We start from the raw sequence: 24,670 nt of genomic DNA on the forward strand, positions 1-24,670 counted from the left end.
TTTTATTATTCTGAACCGACTTCTTTTTTCTTTTTCTTCCAATGTAATTTAGCCACAACCCATTCCACAACTACAAATAATACCGGGATGAGAAAAATGCCCAAGGCCGTAGCGATCGTCATACCGCCTACAACCGCAGTACCCATCGCCTTCCTCGCGCCAGCACCAGCACCGCTGGCCATCGCCAGCGGCAGGCACCCGATAATAAAGGCGAAAGAAGTCATCAGAATCGGGCGAAGACGTAATGCCGCAGCTTCGATAGCAGCTTTAACCGGGTCCATCCCCTTATCTACCCTTACTTTAGCAAATTCGACGATTAAGATTGCATTTTTTGCGGCTAAACCAATTAGCATAATCACTCCAATCTGCATATAAACACTGTTTTGCAGATTCATAGCGAATTGAGACAATAATGCCCCGAAAATGCCGGTTGGTACGGAAAGCAAGACAGCATAAGGAACGCTCCAACTCTCATACAGCGCCGCCAGACATAAAAAGACAAATACCAAGGCCATTGCCAAAATCTGCATGGTAGTACTGCCTGCCTTTTTTTCCTCCCGGCTTTGCCCTGACCATTCCACGCTAAAACCGGAAGGCAGAGTTTCTTTAGCCAATTTTTCCATAGCAGCGAGAGCCTGCCCGGAACTATAGCCTGCCCCTACAGAGCCGTTGATCTGAATGCTGCGCGCCGCATTGAATCGAGAAATAATGGACGGCCCTGTGGTTAGCTTCGGTTTTAACAAGGTATCTAACGGAATCATAGAGCCATTTGAGGAGCGGACATAGATAAAACGCGTCATATCAGCTTCATTGCGAAACATTGTATCTGCTTGCATAACCACTTTATAAGTACGGTTAAACATGTTGAAATCATTCACCTGGGAACCGCCGAAATTGACTTGCAGCGCCGTGAATACATCGTTTAACGCAATACCAAGATTTTTTACCTTTTCCCGGTCAACTTCAAACTCATAGCCGGGAGAATCACTTTTATACGTAGAGTATACCGCAGTCACTTCTGGAAGTTGATTGGCAGCACGCACAAATTTCTTCGTAATCGCATCCAGTTCTTCCTTGCTATGGCCGGACATATCCTGCAACACCATAGTAAAACCGCCGACCATGCCCAGACCTGGCAAAGACGGAATGTTAAAGGCCATAATAGATGCTTCCGGAAACAGGCCTGCTTTGCTATAAACCTGAGTAATGAGGGAATCAATCTGGGTAGCGGGATCCTTTCGCTTACTCCACGGTTCGAGTCCAACAAAGAAGACTGAAGCGTTGGGTTTGACACCATTTGATAACATATCATAACCATCAACTGAAATAACCTGATTGACACCTGGCAGTACTTTGATTTCTTCTAACAGCCGTCCGGTCACTGCCTGTGTTCTGTTCATACTTGCACCTTCCGGCAGATTAACAACCGTCGCGAAGAACCCTTGATCTTCATCTGGTACAAACGTCGTCGGGACAACTTTGTATAAGTACACTGTTCCCACTAAGATGATTAATAAGAAAATACAACAATATTTTGCTTTGGAGATTAATGTTTTCACTGTTTCACTATAAGCGCTGGTGGTTCGGTCAAACCAGTCATTAAAATTGCCAAAGAGCCGACCTAAAACACTGCTCTTTACCTGTTCTTTATGTGGTTCTAATAACAAGGCACACAGTGCCGGTGTCAGCGACAAGGCGACTACAGCAGATAAAGCCATCGACACCGCAATCGTCAAGGCAAACTGGCGGTAGAGAACGCCCACCATGCCACCGATGAAAGCAACCGGAATAAATACGGCGGCCAATACAAAAGCAATGGCAATAACCGGCCCCGATACTTCGTCCATTGCTCGTTTCGTGGCCTCTACAGGTGTCAATTTACTATAGCGAATGTGATGTTCGACCGCTTCAATAACGACGATAGCATCATCGACAACCAAGCCGATTGCCAACACCATTGCAAACAGCGTTAATGTGTTGATTGAAAAACCAAGAACAATAAAGGCACCAAACGTACCAATTAACGATACGGGAACGGCCAGCATCGGGATCAGAGTCGCCCGCCAGCTTTGCAGAAAAATAAATACAATAATCATAACAAGAGCCATAGCTTCAAGGAAGGTTTTAACTACCTCTGTAACAGATTCTGAAATATAATCCGTATTATCAAAAACAGATATGTATTTCATATCCGGTGGAAAATTCACTGCCGCCGCTGCCACGGCCTGTTTTACACCTTGGATGGTATTCATTGCGTTGGCATCGCTGGTCAGTTGAATACCAACCGCAACCGCATTGGCTCCATTCTGTTTTGTTATATAATTCAATTCTTTCCCGGCATTCTCGATTCGTGCAATATCTTTCATATAAATAAAGGAGCCATTTGGCTGGGCCTTCACGATGATATTTTCAAAGTCGGCGATACTCGTTAAACGACCACGCACTTTAGCAGTATATTGAAATTCCTGTTTTTGGGGTACAGGCATAGCGCCGATTGTACCGGCCGGCGCCTGAACATTCTGTTCCTTGACGGCCTCAATTACGTCAGCAACCGTTAATCCCAGTTCCGCCATGCGATCCGGATTGATCCAGATGCGCCGGGAAAACTCCGACCCAAAGACCATGACATCGCCAACGCCATTGACCCGTTTAATAGCATCCTTTAAATACACATTGAAGTAATTAGTTAAAAATGTATTATCATAGGTACCTTTGGGTGAAAAGAAGCTCAGCATTGTAGCCATGTCAGACGATGCTTTTTTAGTGGTAATACCGGCTGCGATTACTTCTGCTGGCAAAGTAGCATTAGCCTGCGCGACACTGTTCTGTACCTTAACGGAAGCGATATCACCATCGACTCCGAGATCAAAGACAACTTCCAAACTGTAAGTACCCGAATCATCGGAATTTGAGCTCATATAGTTCATACCCTGTACACCGTTAATCTGCTCTTCCAAAACCTGGGCTACCGTCTGATTGACCACTTCGGCGTTCGCCCCAGTATAGGTTGCCGATACTGATACCGTTGGCGGCTGGATCTGCGGATACTGGGCAATGGGAAGACTCAGTCCGGCAATCGTTCCCGCTATTACAATCATAATAGCAATAACAATTGCAAAAATTGGACGCTCTATAAAAAATCTTGCCACAATTGTTCACACCTCCTATGAGTTAATCGATAACTCCAACTCTTTCGGAGTAACGATTGTCACATCAAGCGCCACTCCTTCTTGAACCTTTGTCAGTCCTTCTACAATCACTGTGTCATTTACTGTCAGCCCTTCTTTTACAAGGTAATAACTGCCCACCTTTTCCCCTAAATTCACCGGACGGGGCTCCGCTTGATTTTCGGCATTGACAATCATGACAAGGGATTTATCCAAAACCTGCTGTACAGCCCGCTGTGGAACCAACAACGCATCCTTTATTGGCACGCCGGCGATTTTAACTCTAGCGAACATGCCCGGGATTAAAATCTCATTCGGATTGGCAAAAGAAGCTTTTAACGTCAGGGTTCCGCTATTATTAGCCAAGCTTCTGTCCGCCTGCGTTACTTTTCCCTTTAACGGATACACTTCACCATTACTTAATGTAATCATGACATCTTCGCCCCAGCCACTGTTGGCAAGATTATTTTGCGAAACCTGCCGCAAGCTAAGGTATTCATTTTCGCTCATACTAAATTGTACAAACACCGGATCAAGAGCGCCTAACGTGACTAACGTGGTACTTCCTGCCTGCACATAAGTTCCCACGCCGACATCATTTACATCAATGCGTCCGTCTACTGGCGAAACAACCAAGGTACTGTTTACATCATCCTGAGCCTTTTTTACTAGTGCCTGGTAAGAAGCCACAATAGCTTCATTCTGGCGTTCGGTTGCTTTCTGAGTAGTCAGACGCTGTTCCGGAATGGCTGCCGCATTCAGCAGGTCTTGATATCGTTCTGTATCAATCCGTGAATTTTCCCAAGTAGCCTCAGCTTGTACCAGTTGCGCTTGAACAGAAAGCAATGTGCTTTCATATTGAATGCTGTCGATGCGAAATAATGGTTGCCCCTTTTTAACGATATCACCGCCGGAAACCATTTTTTCGACAATATTGCCTGACACACGAGCCTGAATTTTTACTTCATTTTTTCCCTGTACCTGTCCTGCATATTCACTGACTCTCGTTACATCCTGCTGGATAACCTTTACGGCTTTAACTGGCACTGCTCTTTCCTGCATCGTCGTCTTCGTGCCACCACATCCTGTAATGATCAAACAAATCAATATAGCACTCAATCCTACACAGTAACTTTTCCTGAATTTTGCTAAACTCACAATTTCCCAACCTCCCTATTTGTTACTGATATTGCACATTGCTTTACTGTGCAATATAGTATATCGGCCCCGCTGGTTAATGGACTCCTAAAATTGACAATTTTGGAGCTATTAAACTATAATAGACTATACAGTAACTGTATAGTCAAGAGGAGATTTTATATCATGTATAATTTTTTACAAAAAGAGTTTACTACTGGGCAATTTGCCGCTCTATACGGCATTAACAAACGCACCTTAATGTATTATGACAGTATTGATTTATTTAAACCGGCTATCGTGAAAAAAAACGGATATCGCTATTATACCTATGGACAAAGCTGTTTTTTCGACGTAATTCAACTGCTTCGCAAACTCCGGCTTCCATTGGAAGAGATCAAAAAACATTTGACACATTGCACTCCACAAAAGACACGAACATTGCTGGATAACCAAAGTCAAATGTTGGAGCAAGAAATTGCCGAGCTCATGTGGCTGCAAAAGATTGTACAGAATAAGATTCGAAACATGGAAGCAAACTTGGAAATCGATTGTTCTAAAATCGAAATTATTGAATCAAATGCGCAAACAATAGTAGTCAGTGAACCGACTTCCGACGTATCCTTGGAACAATCAATGAAAGTTATACTGAAATTTATGCATGACTGCTATCATACCCGGACCTATAGTGGATACCCTCTTGGCTATATGATGGATGCAGAAAAAGTGCAACAGGGAAATTTCAGCCAATTGACCAATTGCTTTTACCATATTGATGAGAAAAACAGCGAAGCTATGAATTGGACGTATAAGCCTGCTGGTCGGTACCTTGTTGGTTATTACAGAGGGCCTTGGACGGAGGTGGACCCAACCTTTCAACAACTTACGGACTATGCAAATAATCACAACCTTACATTCATTGGACATGCCTATCTGGAAAGTATCCTGGATGATACTATGGCAGTCGTTGAAGATCCCTACTATTGCGAAGCTAAAATTTCAATTTTATTGAAATAACTCATATTTATCCTTGACATTATTTTCAACTATGTTTATAATTTGAACATAATTCAAATTATCGAGGTGTACTATGGCCAGACCACCGCAAGATCCTCAAATTCGCATCAATGAAATCTTAGATGCTGCCGATCAGCTATTTTTCACAAAAGGCTACCATGCAACCACCATCAGCGACATCACCAAAAAAATGGGGGTTGCACAAGGAATGCTTTATTATTATTTTAAATCAAAAGAAGAAATATTGGAAACGCTTCTGGATCGACACGCTGCTTCCCTGATCTCAGAAATCAAAAATATATATTCTCTTACCACCACTCCTTCCGAAAAAATAGCCTTACTAGTATCTGCCGCATTACATAGAGCCAATTATAAAGACGGATTGCTTCTCAATATGCTATATGATGCTCAGAATTTGCAACTTAAAGAGGAATTGTTTCACCAATTAGAACTGGCGCTCTCTCCCTGGTTGTTAAAAATCATAGAAGCAGGAATAGCCAATCAGGATTTTTTTGTGTCTTACCCTCCGACCGCCGTAGATTATATTTTGGTTATTGTAGATTTTTTAAGTGAAGCACTCTATCAAAAAACTTCTGACGAGATTTTGACTTTTCGTTTAACAATGGCAGAAGCTCTTATTGAAAAAGCATTAGGCGCACAGGAAAAAACAATTCATATCATGCTAACCAGATAAATCAAAACAGTAATCAAGGGAAAAATTCCGCCATACCCAATATTGGGATGAGCGTTTTTTTTAGAAAGTTAATTGAACGATGTTCAATTAACTTTCTGTTTTAGATCAATGCTCAACTAATCAACAGCGTAAATTTAACAGTAAAGGAGCACATCACTCATGCAATCAGCAAAGCTAGTTAGTTACTTAAAAACAATATCAAAACAGAAATTATCTTATGTTTTGGCGGCAGCCGCCTTATGCATTGCCGGTATTTTTTTCTGGAAAGCGCAGAGCCAGCCCGCCGCCACAGTTGAAACGATCCCCCTGGTACGCACTGCCGTAGTTGACGCCGCCGGGGAATTAAAAAGCTATACATATGCCGGGGAAGTGCGCGGCCGCTACGAAAGCCAGCTTGCCTTTCAGGTGGCCGGTAAAATCATCAAACGTAATGTGCAGCTCGGCAGTGTCGTCAATGCCGGTGATGTATTGCTGGAAATTGATCCCAAAGATCTTAAGCAGACAGTTAACAGCAGTTCGGCTCAGGTCCGCTCCGCCGAATCACAGCTAAAGCTGACAGAAAGCAACCTGCAGCGCTACCGGCAATTATACTCACAAAACGCCATCAGTCAGGCCCAGCTGGACCAGTATGAAAATGCGTATGAAGTGGCCCAGGCGGCCGTACAGCAAGCAGCTGCCCAATATGGGCAAAGTTCCAATCAGTTGGATTACAGTCGGCTCTATGCAGATACATCTGGTGTCATTTCCAGCATCAATGCAGAGGCCGGACAAGTAGTCAGCGCCGGTCAAACGGTAGTAACCATTGTCCAAAACGGCGAACGCGAAGTGGAAATCAGTGTGCCGGAAAACCGCATCGAGGAATTACGCACAGCTTCGCAACTCACTATATCTTTTTGGGCTCTCCCTGACCTAAAAGTCAACGGCAAAGTGCGGGAAATCGCCCCGATGGCCGCTTCGACCACCCGCACCTACCAAGTGCGCATCAGTTTACTGAATCCACCGCCGGAAATCAAGCTCGGCATGACGGCTGCCGTATCTTTGACCAGTGCCGGCGATCAAAAAGTCAACCTTATTTCCATTCCGTTATCGGCCATCTATCAGACCAATGACCTGCCTGGCGTTTGGGTGGTAAACGATCACGCCGCCCATTTGCGTACTGTCCAAATCGGTGGCCTCGGCAATAACCAGGTGCAGGTAACCGGCCTCCTTCCGGGTGAAACTATCATCACATCAGGCGTACACAAACTCCGCGAAGGGCAGAAGGTTCGAGTATCGGATGGTGACAGGCTGTGAAAACATTTAATTTAACAAGGTGGAGCCTCAAACACAAACAGCTAATCTACTACTTCATTACCGTCATTTTCCTGGGCGGAATTATTTCCTATCAGAATCTCGGCCGGATGGAAGACCCTGACTTTACTATCCGCCAAATGATCGTATCGGTAAACTGGCCTGGCGCGACCGCCCGCCAGGTAGAAGAACAGGTAACCGATAAAATCGAAAAAAAATTACAGGATACGCCGGGACTGGATTATCTGAAAAGCTATTCTGTGCCTGGACAATCCGTAATTTACGTGTCATTGAAAGAAGACGTTGTTGTTGCCGACAAGGTGCATCCAACCTGGGTGGAAGTACGCAATATGGTCAATGACATCAAAGCCACCTTGCCGCAAGGTGTTGACGGTCCTTATTTCAATGACCGGTTTGACGATGTATTTGGCTGCATTTACGCCTTAACCGGTGATGGCTACAGCTATGAAGATTTGCGGGAACGGGCGGAAACTATCCGCCGCCTGCTGCTGGCTGTGCCCAGCGTTAAGAAAGTCGATTTGGTTGGCGTACAGGCGGAGAAAATTTATATTGAAATCGAAGCTGCCAAACTGGCGCAGCTGGGTCTTGCTCCATCAGACATTACCGATGCCGTACAGGCACAAAATGCCATGACGGCGTCCGGCATGATCGAAACAGCTTCAGATAATATCTATCTGCGCGTATCCGGCATGTTTGAAAATATCAATGACCTGAAAAATCTCTCGATACGCTCTGGTGGCCGTACCTTCCACCTTGGTGATATCGCCAAAATTAAACGCAGTTATATCGACCCCCCGGAGCCGAAAATGGTTTATAACGGTCAGCCGGCAATCGGACTGGCGCTAGCAATGGAAAAAGGCGGTAATATTCTTGCCTTGGGCAAATCTCTGGAACAAACGGTGGCCCAGATCAAACAGGAACTACCCCTCGGGCTGGAGCTCCATACAGTTACCAATCAGCCCACCGTGGTCAAAGAATCCATTAATGAATTCGTCAAAACGCTGGCAGAAGCGGTAGGCATTGTTCTCTTAGTCAGTTTTACCAGTCTGGGCCTTCGCTCGGGTGTCATTGTGGCGCTCTGCATTCCGCTGGTAATTGCCGGTGTATTCATTACCATGCACATGCTGGGAATTGCCTTGCATAAAGTTTCCTTGGGAGCTCTTATCATTGCTTTGGGACTCTTAGTGGACGACGCCATTATTGCCATTGAAATGATGATCGTAAAACTTGAGCAGGGCTGGAGCCGTTTTGACGCCGCCTGCCACGCCTATACCGCTACTGCCTTTCCTATGCTGACCGGCACACTCATCACCTGCGCTGGTTTCATTCCGGTCGGTTTTTCCAAAGGAAGCGCTTCCGAATTTGTCGGCAGCATTTTCTCGGTAATCACCATTGCCCTCCTGATTTCCTGGGTGATCTCCGTTATGGCAGCCCCCCTGTTCGGGTATCATTTGCTGAAAGTCACTCCCGTCGACAATATGGCAGAGCATGATGCATACAATAAACCATTTTATCGCCTGTTTAAGCGCCTGTTGACCTGGTGCCTGTCCCATCGCCGTCAGGTGTTGGCAGGTACCGTACTCTGTTTTGCCGGCTCACTTCTCCTCCTGGGACTGCTCAAGCAAGAATTCTTCCCAGCCTCGACCCGTCCCGAACTCATCGTGGAAATGCAACTGCCGGAAGGAGCCTCCCGGCAGGCAACCGAACGGGAAGCCGCGAAATTCGCAAATCAGTTTGCAGCGGATGATACGATTATCAACTATACGTATTATCTGGGAGGAGGAGCGCCACGCTTTGTTCTTACCGCAGACCCGCCGATAGAGGATTCGAATTTTGCCCAGTTTATTTTTGTAGCGAAAGATTTACCATCCCGCATCGAACTGCAGAAAAAAGTCCAACAGCTGTTTGCCACTGAATTTACCAACGTACGTGGCCACACCAAAATCATCCAAACCGGCACATCCGACCCGTATCCGGTTATGCTCAGAATCAGCGGTGCTGATCACGATAAAGTCCGGGACATCGCCGGACAAGTGCAGGACATCATGGCCGCCGATCCTCATCTTACCGATATCAGCCTGGACTGGAATGAAAAAAACAAAGTCCTGCGGCTGGACATTGATCAGGCCAAAGCCCGTGCGCTGGGCGTTGACAGCCAGACATTGGCAGCCAGCCTCCAGGCTTTGTTATCAGGAACAGAGGTTGGGGAATTTCGTGAAAAGGATAAAACTGTCGGCATTGTTTTCCGTGTCGATTCAAACAGCCGCCAGGATCTTTCCCACCTTAAAGATCTTACCATTCACATTGGCGGCGGCCGGTTTGTTCCTTTGGATCAAATCGCTAAAATCTGTTATAATGCTGAAGAAGGTATAATCTGGCGACGTGATTTAACACCAACGATTACGGTCCAAGCCAATACTGCGGAAGGCGTATTGGGGGACGATGCAACTAATAACGCCTATGAAAACATAAAAGAACTCCGTGCCTCGCTGCCATTAGGCTACAGTATTAAAATCGGCGGTTCCACAGAGTCAAGTGAGAAATCGATACTCTGGCTGCTCCAGCCCGTACCGGCAATGATGATCATCATTATAACCCTGCTCATGTTTCAACTGCACAATATCCCCAAGATGCTCATAACACTGCTAACGGCGCCACTGGGAATGATCGGCGTCAGCACAGCATTGCTGATGACCGGACGTCCTCTGGGTTTTGTCGTACAATTGGGCATTCTGGCGCTCGCCGGAATTATCATCAGAAATTCGGTTATACTTATTGATCAAATTGACCGGCATATCAACGCTGGTGAACCATTATGGGATGCGATAATCAATGCGACTGTCAGCCGTTTTCGCCCCATCATGCTCACGGCCGCTGCAGCAATTCTAGGCATGCTGCCTTTGGTTTCCAGCATTTTCTGGGGACCGATGGCTGTTGCTATCGCCGGCGGGCTCTTTGTCGCTACCATTTTGACACTCATCATTTTACCGACCATGTATGCGGCCTGGTATAAGGCCAGACCATCGTACGAAACTCATCCCGCTATCACTCATCAATCTGGAGGTCATACACTATGAAACGTAACGCGCTAACACTCTTTATTTTATTTTCCTTTTTTTTAGCCTGCTCAACAGGCCCAGTTGCTGCCAAACCTATCATCACTGCCGATACCACCCATTACGATATAAATACCGGGCTCTATCTATTAAAGGGCAATGTACGCGTTGAAGTTGGCAACCGCGTAATAACAGCCGGTCAGGCCAAAGTCAGCCTCAGTTCGATGGAGGTCTGGGGCTCAGACGGCATCACCCTTACCCAGGATACCATTTATCTTACCGCCGACAGCGTTTACGCCTACGGTACCCAGCACAAAGCGGTACTTAGCGGCGACGTGACCTTATCGCAGCCCGATATCACCATCACCGCTGATACAGCAGACTACAACTGGCGCACCAAACTTGGAACATTTACCGGCAATGTGCAGGTCACTCAAGGAACTAACACATGGTCCGCGAATTCTGTAACCTACAATACTAAAACCGGAACGCTGGAGTAGTCCTATTAGGGCTATCCGCCTAAAGACAAACGGGAACTGCGAGGGGTGATAAGAATTGAAACGTTTCTTACTGCTAGGCCTTATTACGTGCCTGCTGGCATACCTTCCGATCACAGCCTCGGCTGGGGCGAAAGAAGATTATGAAGAAGCCTATACGCTCTACCTTACCGCCGCTGCCAGCGCGGCGGCCTATAGCGGCCGGATTGGCGAGCTGGTCAATCGCTATCTGGAACAGGACGGCTGGCAAATTGATCATTACATTCAGTCCCAGGGCCATACCGGCGCCCGCTACCTGATTGCTCAAAAAGAAGGTGTCCCCTACTATCTTGCAGCCATTGTCGGCACGGAAAACGATAGGGATATTAAAACCGATCTCAAGTTTGATAAAGTATATTTTGCCGGCAGCAATGAGGAAGAATGCGCTGTCAATGCCTCTAAGAAAGATGTACCCGGCACCGAACCTAAGGTTCACAAAGGATTTAATCAATTTGTACAAGCCGGCCTATCAGCTGTCTTACGCAATCCCCGGCAGGTTAGTCTCTCGCTTCCGGACTTACTCTTATCTGAACCAACCCACAAATTGTACTTAACCGGTCACAGTCTCGGCGGCGCAGCCGCCACTTTGGCTGGGGCCAGACTGCTTAGCGCAGGCGTCAACCCGGAGCAATTGAAAGTCATTACCTTCGGTGCACCTGCTGTAGGCAATGCTGCGTTTGCCGCTAAGTTCGACCCAAACCTCCATCTGGTACGAATCGTGAATTCCGGCGACGTGGTACCCGGAGTCTTGCAAACCATGGTCGGCGACTATCAGCAGTTTGGCCGGGAAATTAAATGGTCCCCGCCCGATACAGTGGGAGATGGTCATCAATTGATCGGCTACATAGATTCTGCAATAAAAAACTATTATGACAAACGCCGCCTGGCTATTGCAGCCGGAATACAGCTGCCTATCCCGCCCGCTGACAAACAAATAAATCCCGGACGCGTCTATATCGCCCCACTCGTCAGTAACCTTCCTGCTTGCTTGACAGAAGACTTTTTATACATGCAGGAAGCATTGCAGGATGAATACCAGCAGGCATTCCCAGACCATGTCACAGCTGATACTCAGGCAGACTGGCAGGAGCCAGCCAGTGCCGCTGGCTGCCGGTGGGCCATTGTCTCCGATGTAAGTGCCATGCGGATAAAACAAGAAGAGAACACCTACCGCATTACACTAACGCAAACTGTCTATGATGTCACAACCGGTACCGTCGCCACCACTGCCACTTTTTCGACTGCAACCTATAACCTGACTCCCCTGGAAGCCTTCATTCATACATTTAAAGGTATGAAGGCTCATTTGGTCGATCAGTTTGCAAAAACAAAATGATCTTTATTAGCTGTTGTGCATACTTGCAAAAAAGCTCTACAGCGGAAATATTCCGCTATAGAGCTTCGCGAGCAGCAGATACTTATTGTGAATCGATTCCACCTGTTACCTCTAACAGTTGGAATCGATTCTTTAATACGTATATTGAGAAAAACTAGTCTCACGCTTTATCAAAAAGCCTTTTATAAAGCGCCTGTATTGAAAAAAATGGTCTATTTATCATCACAGAAGCGGTTTTGAGCAAGCCAGGCATTCTACTAAACTGATTTGGACTGTCGTTTATAAGATAGGTCCAAGTAGATGAAGGGCTCTTAAGCCCGGATTTCACCATATCAATCCCATCTTTACCAAGCACAGCAGTAATAAACGCCCTACTAATTTCAGTATCAATTTTGTCCATCAGCTCATCAAATGCTGCAATGGCAATTCGGTGGAACTCGGTAAGCGGGTCTTTCTTGCCAATAATCACCAGATGTATGCTTTCACGCTCGCAGGTAATATAATCCAGGTATTCGGCCCAACATAGATTTATATAGTAGGTTCGAAACACCCCAACAGGATTTTTTCTGGCCGATTGCATATTTTACAATCTATGGGTATAATATAAGAAAAGGACTGACGTGCGCTAACACGTCAGCCCACAGGCTGTCTAACCGGAAAACGGTTAGCCCAATGTTTTAGCTTATTGAAATAGCCGCACACTTGAGCAGGGGGCGGCTATTTCTTTTTGGTCGTGACCAATACCTTCGGTCTCAATAAAGAAAACAACTAGGTAATTAGAAGGTAAGAAGTATCAATAAAATGTGAAACAACAGCCGGATTATCTTTTAATGGATAACCCGGCAATCTTATAAAAGGATATAGTGGTTACAAAACACATCTCTCCCTATCTTCGCGGTATCGCCTTGTTTGTTAGCGGCTAGTGAAGGAGGAATAATAATAACCTTAAATTTGCTTCTGCATAAAAGCGGCAAATTCTTGACGTATGCTACAACTATCCCGAATACCTTCCCGATAAACAATTTCAGCCGCTAGTCCGGATTCAAGGATAGTGGCAGCCTCATACTCCATAACCAGCCGACGCAATTCCGGGTGCTGTGCTTCCAGTTCGCGGGCAATTTTCATAAGCTGTGTTAGTACAGAATCGGCCTCTTTCACTACTTTCCTGTATTTTGCATCAGTAACACCGGCTATACTAAGGATATTATCCACTCTGTCAAAGACGTACTGCTCAAACGCTTGGTTTAAAATACTGTTAAACACAACAAAGCCCCCTATACTTAGGCTGCGGCATACACGTTAGCGTTGCCGTCAGCTTTTTTTATAAGGGAAATTAAAAAGCGCATGCGAGGTTTTTAACCCTACACATGCGCTTTGCTTCGTCGTTTGCTAAATCCCAATACTAACAAGCCAGGTCACGCCTAGTCTCAACAGAAAAGCGGTTAATAAAATATGTAAGCGAATGCTTGCCCTTCCGTTGACAGTATATCGGGAATAGGCTTAGTCTTCTGCTGCATGAAGTCGCACAGTCTGCTTCTACTCTGCCGGCATCTCCGTTACACTCTGCGCCTCGCTTGTGTTCAAGCGGGCGGCATTGTATAATAGAAATGTCGTCGTGGACAGCTTGACTGTTACGTGTAGGTAGTGTATTTACCTGCGCGTGCCTGGGAGTGCTCGTAACACTTCCGGGTCACGGCGACTTTTTAATTTCCACCTAATCCTAATTATAGCTCATTTTAAATGAATTGCAAGTAAACCAAAGCCGCGCAGGCAGGATTTTTTCTCGACCGGTTGCATATTTTTATTCCAATGGGTATAATATAAGAAAAGGACTGACGTGTAGCAAGCACGCCAGCCCCACAGGCTGTCTAACCGGAAAACGGTTAGACCAAATCGTAAGTTATTGAAATAACCGCCGCTATTTGAGCACAGGGGCGGTTATTTCTTTTTGGTCGTGACCAATACCATGAGCGTGGCAAATGCAACCGCAAATGTCAATGCTTCGTAAATAGTCATCCTACCACCCCCTTCCTAAAAAGGAAGGGGCTAACCGTCCCCCGAGCAGCCTGTACATTTAGTATAGCATATTTTCCCAAAGGTAAAAAAGAAAATTCTTAGTCCTTGCTTTGTTGTAAAACTGTGTCGCCTTCACTGAATGGGGCGGCTTTTTATTTTCCCGGCCACGGCCAGGGCAAAGAACGAACGGTTATGAACACCCGGCTAGGCGAGTGGCGGCAGGTGACCCTGGGGCGCGGTTTGGTGGCCCAAAATAATTTGATTTTTCTATTCCTAGTAAGAGGTGTGTGAAAATGTAGACAACGAGTAAGATAGAGCTTAGTAAGTGCAGGAATAATGATAACCTTAAATTTGCTTCTGCATAAAAGTGGTAAATTCTTGACGTATGCTACAACTATCCCGAATACCTTCCCGATAAACAATTTCAGCCGCTAGGCCGGATTCAATGGCAGTGGCGGCCTCATACTCCATAACCAGCCGACGCAATTCCGGGTGCTGTGCTTCCAGTTCGCGGGCACTTTCCATAAGCTGTGTTAGTACAGAATCGGCCTCTTTCACTACTTTCCTGTATTTTGCATCAGTAACACCGGCTGTAATAAGAATATTATCCACTCTGTCAAAGACGTACTGCTCAAACGCTTGGTTTAAAATACTGTTAAACACAACAAAGCCCCCTATACTTAGGCTGCGGCATACACTTCAGCGCTGCCGCCAGCTTTTTTTATAGGGGGAAATTAAAAAGCGCATGCGAGGTTTTTAACCCTACACATGCGCTTTGCTTCGTCGTTTGCTAAATCCCAATACCAATAAACCGGAACATAGCCGGCTTCAACAGAAAAGCGGTCATAAAATATGTAAGCGAAGGCTTGCCTTTCCGTTGATGGTTTGGGATAGGCTCAATCATCTGCTGCATGAAGTCGCACAGCCTGCGCACCTGACCGACACTCCCGTTATACCTGCGCCTCGCTTGTGTTCAAGCAGAGAGCATTGTATAATAGAAATGTCGTCGCGGGCAGCTTAGCTGCTACGTGTAGGTAGTGTGTTTACCTGCGCGGGCCTGGAAGTGTTCCACCACTTTCGGGTCGCGGCGACCTTTTAATTTCCACCTAATCCTAATTATAGCTCATTTTAAATGAATTGCAAGTAAACTAAAGCCGCGCAGGCAGGATTTTTTCTCGACCGGTTGCATATTTTTATTCCAATGGGTATAATATAAGAAAAGGACTGACGTGCACTAACACGCCAGCCCCACAGGCTGTCTAACCGGAAACGGTTAGCCTTAGTTGAGTTATTAGAAATAACCGCAAACCTTGGCTAGGAGGCGGTTATTTCTGCTTTATAATCAAAACAACGAGTGTTGCAAATGCAATCATGAGATACATTGCCTCAAACATTGTCATCCTACCACCTCCTTCCTAAAAAGGAAGTGGCTAACCGCTCCTCGACAGCCTGTACGATTATTATTATAGCATATTTTGCCAGACTGAAAAGAAGAAAATTCTTGTTCCTGGCTTTGGTCAACGCCGTGCCGCCTTCAAATGAGGGCGGCATTTTTATTTTATTTTCTCCTGCCGCCGCGGGTTTGGCCGCCGTGGCCGGTGCGCTTCCCTGCCCGGCTTACTATTGCATACAAAACAGGCTTACGATGTGCAGACACATGGGGTTTCGTGGCTGCTCATCGTAAGCCGTCTTATAGGCTGTAGACACCGGGCTGCCGCTTCCCCCTCCCGTTTATTCGCCGGGAGGGGGTCAGGGGGTGAGCGTAACCGGGCCGTCTGATTGCCTCCCAGTAAGTGAAGGGCCCTGCCGCGCCCGCGTACCCCCAAAATTGTTTGGCCGTTCCTTAGCGGGGGGTTTGGGGAGTCCTTCCCGATAGGGCACCGAAGTCCTCCCTTCCCCCCGAATTTCAATCGCGGCCCAACGCTTGGAGGCAAAACCAATTAGGTGGGCCGGGCCGGCCGGAGTCTCCTACGGGGTCCCGTGCAGCGTGCGGGGCCAGCCGACGTTCCCTGGTTTCTCCCGGCAGTCCGGGCGCGAGCGACAGGGAGTGCTCCGGTCTGCGTCCCCTGCCCAGACTATAAACAGCCGCCCGGCAGGATACAGCCTAAGCGTCAGCGGCTGTATCGCCACCCTCAGAGATGCGGAGCGGGCCCCCACTATCTGTAGTAATTTATCATTGACATACTGAAAAAAATGGGATAATATAGCATCAGAATAAGAGTACCTGTTTCGTCTAATTGGTACTCAGGAAATTGAGGTGACTAATTTTTGCGCAACCGCATTATGATGGCGGCACTCGAGGAAATGAATATACGGGGCATCAAATTTACAATGAGTGACCTGGCAAAACGTCTTAGTGTCAGTAAAACATCATTATATGGACACTTTTCCTCAAAAAACGAACTGCTTCATAACATTTTAGTTGCAATGTTTCAAGATATTCAAAGCCAGAGAGAAGCCATCTACAACAATTCTGAATTATCCTTTGCAGAAAAAGTCCCCGCCTTACTTAAAGTAGAGCCAACTGCATTAGGGCCTATCAATAATGATCGACTGCCTGATGAGCTTCAGAACCACTATCCTGAAGAATACCTGATATTTGAGAAATTCAGGGAGGAACATTTACAACGCTTGTTATCCCTCATTGCTCAAGGTATCGAACGTAACGAGATCCGGCCTGTCAATATGAAAGTACTCCACCATCTTTTATCCAGTACTATAAATAATCTATTTTCTTACCGTTTTCTCTCTAAAAGCAACATGACATTCCCGGATGCCTTGGCGGCCATGACAGATATTATCGTCAATGGATTACTTTCTAAAAAATCATAAGCCTATTCCATCGGTTCGGGCATTTTAAAATCGCGTATATGCGCGATTTTAAAATGCCCCCTCAGGCTTAAAGTACCAAAAAAGTATTTTCGGTACTTCCCTAAGATTATACTCATGAGTGGTTGGCAAAAACCACTCGGTAGCGAATTTTATCTACTGTACAGAAAGAAGGTACATATATGCATACTATCATCCAGGGTATACCCGTTCATGCCGATCCGGCCCTCTCACCGGAAGACACTAACAAAATTGCCATGGATCTAATCCAATCCTGGGCCTGGGAAGGTAGAACTCTTGGAAGAATCGAGATAATTTATGATAGAAAGCGGATTCATATCGTCACGTATGAGAAACCATCCACCAAGGTAATTCCCTGGAAAAACTGCATTAACGAGGAGTGAGACAATGAAATTAACAAATTCGCTAGCCCGGTTACCCAAAAATAAATTGTATTATGCATTAACAGCGGGCATTATCGGAATCTGTATCATAGGCGGTGTCATTTGGAAATATAGCAGCCACCCGCAGGCGGTAGTTGAAGCTATTCCTATCGTACGTACTACAGTAATCGGTACAGCAGCCAACGCGCAAAGTTATACCTACGCCGGCGAAGTACGCGGCCGCTATGAAAGCCAGCTGGCCTTTCAGGTCAATGGAAAAATAATAAAACGAAATGTAGAGCTAGGCAGCACCGTGAGCGCCGGTGATGTGCTCCTGCAAATCGATGCCAAAGATGTGGCCCAAACGGTAAATAGTTATTCCGCGCAGGTGGATTCATCTGAATCCCAGTTGCAATTGGCGGAAAGCAATCTTAAACGCTACCGGGAATTATTAAATGCCGGCGCCATCAGCCAGTCGCAATACGATCAGTATGCTAACGCTTACAGCGTAGCCGTTGCCGGGGTACGGCAGGCTCAGGCCCAGTATACGCAAGGATCTAATCAGTTGGATTATACCCTACTGAAAGCCGATAAACCGGGAGTGATATCCAGCATCTCGGCAGAAACGGGCCAAGTGGTCACTGCTGGGCAACCCATTGTAACCATAGTGCAGGACGGCGAACGGGAAGTCGAAATAAGTGTGCCGGAAAATCGCATTGAAGAACTGCGTCATGCCGCTAAGCTTACAGTAACTTTTTGGGCCTTGCCCAATTTGACAGTGGACGGTAAGGCAAGAGAAATCGCTCCCATGGCCGATGCAACTACCCGGACTTTCAAAGTCCGTATTACCCTATTAAACCTTCCGCCGGAAATTAAATTAGGCATGACCGCCGCCGTGACCGTCGTTGACAGCAGTGTACAGCAAGCCGTCAATATTCCCCTGGCGGCGGTTTACCAGGAATCCGGCAATACCCCCGCTGTTTGGGTGGTCAAAGACGATACGTTAACGCTGCGGCCGGTTACCGTCGGCAGCTTTGGCAACGGAACCATTGCAGTGCTTAGCGGCCTGCAACCGGGCGACCGCATTGTCACCGCCGGCGTCCATAAACTGAAAGAAGGCCAAAAAATAAACTTGGGCGGTGATTCGTTGTGAAAAATTTCAACCTGGCCGAATGGTCGCTTAATCACAAACAATTTATTTATTTTTTCCTTTTTCTCTTTTTTGTTGCCGGCGTCTTTTCGTATAAAAACTTAGGACGCATGGAAGACCCGAACTTTACCATAAAACAAATGGTGGTCACTGCCGCTTGGCCGGGGGCCACTGCCCGCCAAATGGAAGAACAGGTTACTGACAAGATAGAAAAAAAATTGCAGGATCTGCCAGGGCTTAAGTTTCTGAAGAGTTATTCCACGCCGGGACATACCGTCATTTTCGTTAACTTAAACGATACCGTACCGCAAAAAGATATTCGCACCCGCTGGCTGGAAACCCGCAATATGGTCAATGACATGAAAAGCACGCTGCCCTCCGGGGTAACGGACCCAACCTTTAATGACCGGTTTGACGAGGTATACGGTATCGTCTACGCCCTGACCGGCGATGGCTATACGTATGAAGAAATGCGAGAAAAGGCCGAAAAAGTCCGCCGGCACCTGCTTGGTGTTCCCAGCATCAAAAAGGTGCAGTTACTCGGTGTGCAAACCGAAAAAATCTATATTGAAGTAGAAAATAACAAACTGGCGCAACTGGGCATTGACCCCAGTCTCATCACTTCCACCCTGCAGGCGCAAAATGCCATGACGGCATCCGGTATGCTGGAAACCTCGTCTGACAATGTATATTTACGGGTTACCGGTATGTTCGAAAACCTGGATGATATCCGAAACATCCCCATTCAGGCTGGTGGACGCACTTTCCGTTTAGGAGATATTGCCAAAGTCACCCGTACCTATACCGAACCGACTGACCCCCAATTTTATTATAATGGTGAGCCCGCACTTGGGATTGCACTGGCCATGGAATCTGGCGGCAATATCCTCACCCTGGGTGAAAGCCTGGCGAAAACGATAGAACAGATCAAAAAGGAATTGCCGGCCGGGCTGGAAATCCATCAGACCGTCAATCAACCACAAATAGTAACGACTTCGATTGATGAATTCAGCGAATCGCTGTTGGAGGCAATCATAATTGTATTAATCGTCAGTTTTGTCAGTTTGGGGGTTCGTCCGGGTGCCGTAGCTGCGGTTTGTATTCCGCTCGTTATCGCGGCAACATTTACCTTCATGTATTTACTGAATATTCCCTTGCATAGAGTTTCCCTCGGTGCGCTCATCATTTCTCTGGGACTGCTGGTGGATGACGCCATCATTGTCACAGAAATGATGGTTTTAAAATTAGAGCAAGGCTTTGATCGAACGAAAGCAGCTTGTTATGCCTTTCAAGTTACTGCTCTTCCCATGCTGACCGGCACGTTGATTACTTGCGCAGGCTTTATTCCGGTTGGCTTTGCCCCGGGCAGCGCATCGGAATATGTTGTTTCCCTTTTCTGGGTAATTGCCATCTCCCTGTTGCTCTCCTGGCTTGTTGCCGCCACAGCCACGCCTTTGATGGGCTACCAGTTTATAAAAGTACAAAGCAAAGCAGCACACAATGTCCATGATACGAAGTTTTATCGCTGGTTTAGAAGAATATTAACCTGGTGCCTGCTGCATCGTAAAGTTGTATTAATCGCTACCGTGGCTTCCTTTGTCGGCGCCATTGGCTTATTAGGCTATGTAAAACAAGAATTCTTCCCCGCTTCCACCCGCCCGGAACTTATCGTCCAGCTTGAATTGCAGGAAGGCGCTTCCCTAAAAAACACGGAAGAAGTGGCACAGCAGTTCGCCGCTAAAATACAGGACGACCCACGCATTGCCTATTATACTTACCATGTAGGCGAGGGAGCGCCCCGTTTTGTTTTAAGTTTTAATCCTACATTTAATAAATCAAACTTTGCTGAATTCGTTATTGTCGCCAAAGATTCGCAGGCTCGGAATGAATTGCGTACCACAGTCAATGATTTGGCAAATAAAGAATTTCCCAATGTTCAGATACATGCCAAACTTATCAACCTGGGTCCTTCGTCCGATTATCCGGTGATGCTGCGCGTAAAAGGCTATGATCATGATCAGGTACGGGAAATAGCCCATAAAGTCGCGGCAGTCATGGAAGCCCATCCCGGGACGGAAGGTGTTAATCTAAACTGGTCGGAGAAAAGTAAAAGCATGCATTTAGAAATTGACCAGGACAAAGCCCGCAAATTAGGCATTACCTCCCAGGCCCTAGCGACCTCGCTCCAGACTCAGCTGTCCGGTTCCAACATTGCCGAATTCCGGGAAAACGATAAAACCGTCAGTATGGTCTTCCGCTTTGATGCCCAGGACCGGAATGACCCTTCCCGTATGAAAGACCTCAATATTCATATCGGCAATGGTAAGTATGTTCCGCTGGACCAAATTGCTAACATCAGGTTCGAAACAGAAGACGGCTTGATTTACCGTCGTGACCTAAAACCCATGATATTCGTACAGGCCGAAACCAAGCCCGGCTTCAAGGGGGATAGTGTAACCGAACAAGTTTACAGCAACATTGCCGATCTGCGAGCCAGTCTGCCGTTTGGCTACAGTATAGAATACGACGGTCCGAAAGAAAGCAGTGTCGAAAGTTCTGGCTTTATCATTCAAACTGTACCGGCCATGGTGATTGCCATTATGATTCTGTTGATGATCCAGTTGCAGAATATCGTTAAAATGATCATGACTATGCTGACCGCGCCGCTTGGCATTATTGGCGTATCACTAGGACTCTTTTTTACCGGCAGCCCGATGGGCTTTGTTGCGCAGTTAGGCGTGCTGGCGTTATCCGGCATCATTATGCGTAACTCGGTTATCCTGATGGACCAGATTGATCAGCATCAAGTGGCCGGCGAGCCTTTATGGGATGCCATCATTGACTCCGCCATTATCCGGTTCCGCCCGATCATGCTGACGGCAGCAGCAGCAATTTTAGGAATGCTTCCGCTTGTGTCCAGCGTCTTTTGGGGACCAATGGCCGTAGCCATTGCCAGCGGCCTGTTTGGTGCTACGATATTGACGCTGATCGTATTGCCGGTTATGTATGCCTCTTGGTATAAAGCCCAGCCCAGCCATCGGCCGCATACTCCGGCGGTAGCGAACGAACACTCCGGCACTCCGTTAACCTAACCGCCTGTCACTTCTATTTAAAAATAGCGGCTAAAAGTTCCTTGCTATAAGATTATTGCTTGCTGGATATTTAGGATAAAAAAGCAACCAATAGAAAGAGAGATGCCATAAGGATGGGATGAACCATGTATACCTTGTTATATGACTCATGGCTACTATACATTTGCCTTGAAAGCTTAATAACCGTATTATGGCTTACAACCGACCCCGCTCGTCAGTAACCTTCCTGCTGGTTTGACAGAAGACTTTTTATACATGCAGGAAGCATTGCAGGATGAATACCAACAGGCATTCCCAGACCATGTCACAGCTGATACTCAGGCAGACTGGCAGGAACCAGCCAATGCAGCTGGCTGCCGGTGGGCCATTGTCTCCGATGGCACCACCCCCTTTCCAAAATGGGTGGGCTAACCGTCCCCGAGCAGCCTGTACGCATAGTATGGCATATTCTTCCAGGGAAAAAAGAATTTTTCTTGTTCCCTGCCTTACTCCGATACCGTGCCGCCTTCAAATGAGGCGGTTTTTTTATTTTTCCCCGCCGCGCAGTTCGCGGCTCCCTTGCTGCCTGTAGGCCTGCTCGCACAGGACGCGGCAGCGCGAGTTGGGCCGACATACCCTCGTTCCCTTGGCAGTCCGGGCGCGAGCGACAGGGAGTGCTCCGGTCTGCATCCCCTGCCCAGACTATGAACAGCCGCCTGGCAGGATATGCAGAGGTGGCCGGACGGGAGCGGATGAGGAGAGTGCAGCGACAGCGAAACGCCGCAAGGAAAGGACGGCCGGCTAGAGCGGTATCCGTCGTATTTGGCACTGAGCGGAGCAGCCCGATCAATGAGGCTCGAAAAAGCGGTTTTTCTTTTTCGCTAGCCGAATTACGCAGAGCTGACACAGGCGAAAGACGCGTTAGCGGCTGCAGCGCCGCCCGCAGGGATGCGGAGCGGGCCGGGCTTTTGGTTTCAAGCTTCCGAATCAATGCTACATACGTGCTTTTTCCATTTTCTAATCTTAGTTCTAAAACTCTTAAATGGAGCAACCGAATTGATATGTAACCACTTCCACATCGGCCAATTTGCATTTGTTACTGTCCATTTGCGTGCATTCGGTATAAAAAGATCCTCATCACTTAATTGATTAATCCAGTTGCACCATTTTCCAACACTTCCTTTAAACAATGTACGTAATTCTTTTAACGAGTATCCGCTATATTCATCGTAAAAATGTTGATAAAGCGCCCCCAACTGGTTCCACTTATAGTCAGAAGAAGGTGTGACAACCTTTTTACCGGCCAATTCATCCTTCTCCCATCCCATAATAAGATGCAGCCACCCAAGCTGGTAGGCAATCATTTCGTGTGGCGTTTTTTCCACTTCTTTGATACGCATATTTATTTTTTGTTCCGAAACATCGTCAAACTCTCTATCAAAAAGCAGGTACGTTTTTTGAACGGCAGCAATCAACGCTTCTTTACTATCGTATTCTTGCATCACAAACCCTCTTCTCATCGTCAATTATTTACGCAATCAATCTAAGTCTGTTCTACTTCATTGACATAAACGAATTTGATGTTTAAGGTGCCGATACAGTAAGAACCCAGACAATACAACCGTAACAAATTCTGCGATCGGAACCGTCAGCCAGATTCCCTGAATACCAAGCAAAACCGGCAACACGGCAATGCCGGCCGCGATCCATACAATACCTTTGCTCAATGCAATAAATACCGCTTTCTTCGGGCTGCCAATGGCTGTAAAATAACTGGCTACAACAATATTTACACCATTAAGCCTGAGCCACGTCGTCGAACAAATCCTGGTCGGCCGGCCATCGCCTTGCAGGCAACAGTACCATGCAAATGCTTCTCAATGTCTACACCCACAGGATATCCGGCGGCCGGGAAAAAATCGTCTCATGGCTCAATTCTGCCTTTCCTGTCGCACCGATCAATTATGAAACACCACTTAACTGACCGTTTAGGAAATGCAGTTTCCGCCGCGTTGTTGTAAAACTGTTATGAAAACGAAAAAAAGAGCTTTACGAAAACCTCGTAAAACCCTTGAAATATCAATGGCGACCCCGGCAGGATTCGAACCTGCGACCTTTTGATTCGTAGTCAAACGCTCTATCCAGCTGAGCTACGGAGTCTTTTTATTATTACAGCCTTCATTTAAAAACCGTAAGCCAGTTTCTGTTTTAGGAAATTATTTATCTAACGCATGAACTGCGTTCTCCCCTTCGGTTTGATTCCCTACAGGAAGTTCCCCTACCAAAATTCGGGTTTCTGCCTCGTGGAGTTTACCACTTTTCACTAGACTGTCGCCAGCCTACTCATTCTCTGTGCACTTTATGGCTAGTTTCGGCTACATGAGTCGATTTTGCCGTCGTCAGAGCATTTGCTCTGCCCCACCTTGCGATGGGCACGATCATTACGACCATCTCAGGTCGTGGCAGTCTGGACTTTCCTCAATACTGCAATATGCAGTACCGCAATTTCCCGTTTTTAAAAAAGGCTGGAATTTTTTTAGAGCAGCATCTCAAATCGCAACTAGTGGCGACATTTATATATATTATCATATGTCGAACAACCTGTCAATATAATATTTTGCCATTTTCCAGGTTCCCTATCTCAAATAAAAGACACCTACGCATATAGTAGGTGTTTTGATCAACCAGCAACTTCCTAATCTCCCAGGCCAATCCAACCGAGTACCTTCGGCTACTACGAACGTCCAGAGCACCCCATCTGCTTCGTTGTCACTGCGGGCGTCCCCTCCGACGTACTTCCCAGTACGACTACGGCGACGTCCTCGCTCCGCCTTGCACCTGGGGCACTCTGAACGTTCTAAACTTTAAGGCAATAAAAAACACCTACGCTATGGTAAGTGTTTTATCAACCAGCAACTTCCTAATCTTCCAGGCCGTTTCCAACCAAGTACCTTCGGCGTTTGTGGG

19 protein-coding genes, 1 tRNA gene, 1 rRNA gene and 1 other RNA gene (1 of these 22 cut by a window edge) are annotated in these 24,670 nt (G+C 46.7%); 11 read left to right on the top strand and 11 right to left on the bottom strand.

What is annotated here, in order from left to right:
• Window positions 1-5: 5 nt before the first annotated feature.
• Window positions 6-3,149, bottom strand: a complete 3,144-nt coding sequence (locus ACZ449_RS10300) for an efflux RND transporter permease subunit (protein ID WP_464260936.1) — start codon at window positions 3,147-3,149, stop codon at window positions 6-8.
• Between the two features lie 15 nt (window positions 3,150-3,164).
• Window positions 3,165-4,325: an efflux RND transporter periplasmic adaptor subunit gene (locus ACZ449_RS10305; RefSeq protein WP_464260937.1), complete on the bottom strand. Its 1,161-nt coding sequence runs from the start codon at window positions 4,323-4,325 to the stop codon at window positions 3,165-3,167.
• 165 nt (window positions 4,326-4,490) lie between these two features.
• Between ACZ449_RS10305 and ACZ449_RS10310 the strand changes: the two genes are divergently transcribed.
• The 6 genes from ACZ449_RS10310 (at window position 4,491) to ACZ449_RS10335 (ending at window position 12,254) form a co-directional block, all read left to right on the top strand.
• Complete coding sequence (locus ACZ449_RS10310; protein WP_464260938.1) at window positions 4,491-5,321, top strand: MerR family transcriptional regulator; 831 nt, start codon at window positions 4,491-4,493, stop codon at window positions 5,319-5,321.
• 73 nt (window positions 5,322-5,394) lie between these two features.
• Window positions 5,395-6,015, top strand: coding sequence for a TetR/AcrR family transcriptional regulator (locus ACZ449_RS10315; RefSeq protein ID WP_464260939.1), 621 nt, complete (start codon window positions 5,395-5,397; stop codon window positions 6,013-6,015).
• Window positions 6,016-6,174: 159 nt separating this feature from the next.
• Window positions 6,175-7,308, top strand: a complete 1,134-nt coding sequence (locus ACZ449_RS10320; RefSeq protein ID WP_464260940.1) for an efflux RND transporter periplasmic adaptor subunit — start codon at window positions 6,175-6,177, stop codon at window positions 7,306-7,308.
• A complete protein-coding gene (locus ACZ449_RS10325; RefSeq protein WP_464260941.1) occupies window positions 7,305-10,403 on the top strand; it encodes an efflux RND transporter permease subunit in 3,099 nt (1,032 codons plus the stop codon). The genes ACZ449_RS10320 and ACZ449_RS10325 overlap by 4 nt, the downstream gene beginning before the upstream one ends.
• Window positions 10,400-10,882: an LptA/OstA family protein gene (locus ACZ449_RS10330; RefSeq protein ID WP_464260942.1), complete on the top strand. Its 483-nt coding sequence runs from the start codon at window positions 10,400-10,402 to the stop codon at window positions 10,880-10,882. The genes ACZ449_RS10325 and ACZ449_RS10330 overlap by 4 nt, the downstream gene beginning before the upstream one ends.
• 55 nt (window positions 10,883-10,937) lie before the next feature.
• Window positions 10,938-12,254 carry a lipase family protein gene (locus tag ACZ449_RS10335; RefSeq protein ID WP_464260943.1) on the top strand — a complete coding sequence of 439 codons (1,317 nt, stop codon included), beginning with the start codon at window positions 10,938-10,940 and terminating at the stop codon, window positions 12,252-12,254.
• 160 nt (window positions 12,255-12,414) lie between these two features.
• Here ACZ449_RS10335 and ACZ449_RS10340 read toward each other — a convergent pair whose 3' ends face one another.
• The 4 genes from ACZ449_RS10340 to ACZ449_RS10355 all read right to left on the bottom strand — a co-directional run bounded on the left by ACZ449_RS10340 (window position 12,415) and on the right by ACZ449_RS10355 (window position 15,670).
• Complete coding sequence (locus ACZ449_RS10340) at window positions 12,415-12,834, bottom strand: hypothetical protein (protein WP_464260944.1); 420 nt, start codon at window positions 12,832-12,834, stop codon at window positions 12,415-12,417.
• A gap of 365 nt (window positions 12,835-13,199) precedes the next feature.
• Window positions 13,200-13,517, bottom strand: coding sequence for a hypothetical protein (locus ACZ449_RS10345; RefSeq protein WP_464260945.1), 318 nt, complete (start codon window positions 13,515-13,517; stop codon window positions 13,200-13,202).
• Between the two features lie 1,098 nt (window positions 13,518-14,615).
• Window positions 14,616-14,933 (bottom strand): hypothetical protein, encoded by a 318-nt coding sequence (locus ACZ449_RS10350; protein ID WP_464260946.1) that lies wholly within the window; start codon window positions 14,931-14,933, stop codon window positions 14,616-14,618.
• A 662-nt stretch (window positions 14,934-15,595) separates the two neighbouring features.
• The gene (locus ACZ449_RS10355; protein ID WP_464261854.1) at window positions 15,596-15,670 is read right to left on the bottom strand and encodes a putative holin-like toxin; all 75 of its coding nucleotides are present in this window, start codon (window positions 15,668-15,670) and stop codon (window positions 15,596-15,598) included.
• Between the two features lie 868 nt (window positions 15,671-16,538).
• Here ACZ449_RS10355 and ACZ449_RS10360 point away from each other — a divergent pair.
• The 5 genes from ACZ449_RS10360 (at window position 16,539) to ACZ449_RS10380 (ending at window position 22,135) form a co-directional block, all read left to right on the top strand.
• Window positions 16,539-17,102: a TetR/AcrR family transcriptional regulator gene (locus ACZ449_RS10360; RefSeq protein ID WP_464260947.1), complete on the top strand. Its 564-nt coding sequence runs from the start codon at window positions 16,539-16,541 to the stop codon at window positions 17,100-17,102.
• 179 nt (window positions 17,103-17,281) lie between these two features.
• Complete coding sequence (locus ACZ449_RS10365) at window positions 17,282-17,503, top strand: hypothetical protein (RefSeq protein WP_464260948.1); 222 nt, start codon at window positions 17,282-17,284, stop codon at window positions 17,501-17,503.
• A gap of 4 nt (window positions 17,504-17,507) precedes the next feature.
• Window positions 17,508-18,635 carry an efflux RND transporter periplasmic adaptor subunit gene (locus tag ACZ449_RS10370; protein ID WP_464260949.1) on the top strand — a complete coding sequence of 376 codons (1,128 nt, stop codon included), beginning with the start codon at window positions 17,508-17,510 and terminating at the stop codon, window positions 18,633-18,635.
• Window positions 18,632-21,724 (top strand): efflux RND transporter permease subunit, encoded by a 3,093-nt coding sequence (locus ACZ449_RS10375; protein WP_464260950.1) that lies wholly within the window; start codon window positions 18,632-18,634, stop codon window positions 21,722-21,724. The genes ACZ449_RS10370 and ACZ449_RS10375 overlap by 4 nt, the downstream gene beginning before the upstream one ends.
• A gap of 234 nt (window positions 21,725-21,958) precedes the next feature.
• Window positions 21,959-22,135 carry a hypothetical protein gene (locus tag ACZ449_RS10380; RefSeq protein ID WP_464260951.1) on the top strand — a complete coding sequence of 59 codons (177 nt, stop codon included), beginning with the start codon at window positions 21,959-21,961 and terminating at the stop codon, window positions 22,133-22,135.
• Between the two features lie 542 nt (window positions 22,136-22,677).
• Here ACZ449_RS10380 and ACZ449_RS10385 read toward each other — a convergent pair.
• The 5 genes from ACZ449_RS10385 to rrf form a co-directional block, all read right to left on the bottom strand.
• The gene (locus ACZ449_RS10385) at window positions 22,678-23,205 is read right to left on the bottom strand and encodes a ClbS/DfsB family four-helix bundle protein (protein ID WP_464260952.1); all 528 of its coding nucleotides are present in this window, start codon (window positions 23,203-23,205) and stop codon (window positions 22,678-22,680) included.
• A gap of 57 nt (window positions 23,206-23,262) precedes the next feature.
• Entirely contained in the window at window positions 23,263-23,430 is a 168-nt protein-coding gene (locus ACZ449_RS10390) for a hypothetical protein (protein ID WP_464260953.1), read from the bottom strand.
• 356 nt (window positions 23,431-23,786) lie between these two features.
• Window positions 23,787-23,863, bottom strand: a tRNA-Arg gene (locus ACZ449_RS10395).
• Window positions 23,864-23,890: 27 nt separating this feature from the next.
• An RNA gene (gene rnpB / locus ACZ449_RS10400) (RNase P RNA component class B) lies at window positions 23,891-24,220 on the bottom strand.
• A 390-nt stretch (window positions 24,221-24,610) separates the two neighbouring features.
• Window positions 24,611-24,670 (bottom strand): 5S ribosomal RNA (rrf, locus tag ACZ449_RS10405); it runs 57 nt beyond the window's last position.

The sequence above is a fragment of the Desulfosporomusa polytropa genome, assembly GCF_055380075.1.

Coding starts and splice junctions, on each gene's coding strand:
- ACZ449_RS10310 (WP_464260938.1), top strand. CDS start 4,491: ATGTATAATTTTTTACAAAAAGAGTTTACTACTGGGCAATTTGCCGCT.
- ACZ449_RS10315 (WP_464260939.1), top strand. CDS start 5,395: ATGGCCAGACCACCGCAAGATCCTCAAATTCGCATCAATGAAATCTTA.
- ACZ449_RS10320 (WP_464260940.1), top strand. CDS start 6,175: ATGCAATCAGCAAAGCTAGTTAGTTACTTAAAAACAATATCAAAACAG.
- ACZ449_RS10330 (WP_464260942.1), top strand. CDS start 10,400: ATGAAACGTAACGCGCTAACACTCTTTATTTTATTTTCCTTTTTTTTA.
- ACZ449_RS10340 (WP_464260944.1), bottom strand. CDS start 12,834: ATGCAATCGGCCAGAAAAAATCCTGTTGGGGTGTTTCGAACCTACTAT.
- ACZ449_RS10365 (WP_464260948.1), top strand. CDS start 17,282: ATGCATACTATCATCCAGGGTATACCCGTTCATGCCGATCCGGCCCTC.
- ACZ449_RS10370 (WP_464260949.1), top strand. CDS start 17,508: ATGAAATTAACAAATTCGCTAGCCCGGTTACCCAAAAATAAATTGTAT.
- ACZ449_RS10385 (WP_464260952.1), bottom strand. CDS start 23,205: ATGCAAGAATACGATAGTAAAGAAGCGTTGATTGCTGCCGTTCAAAAA.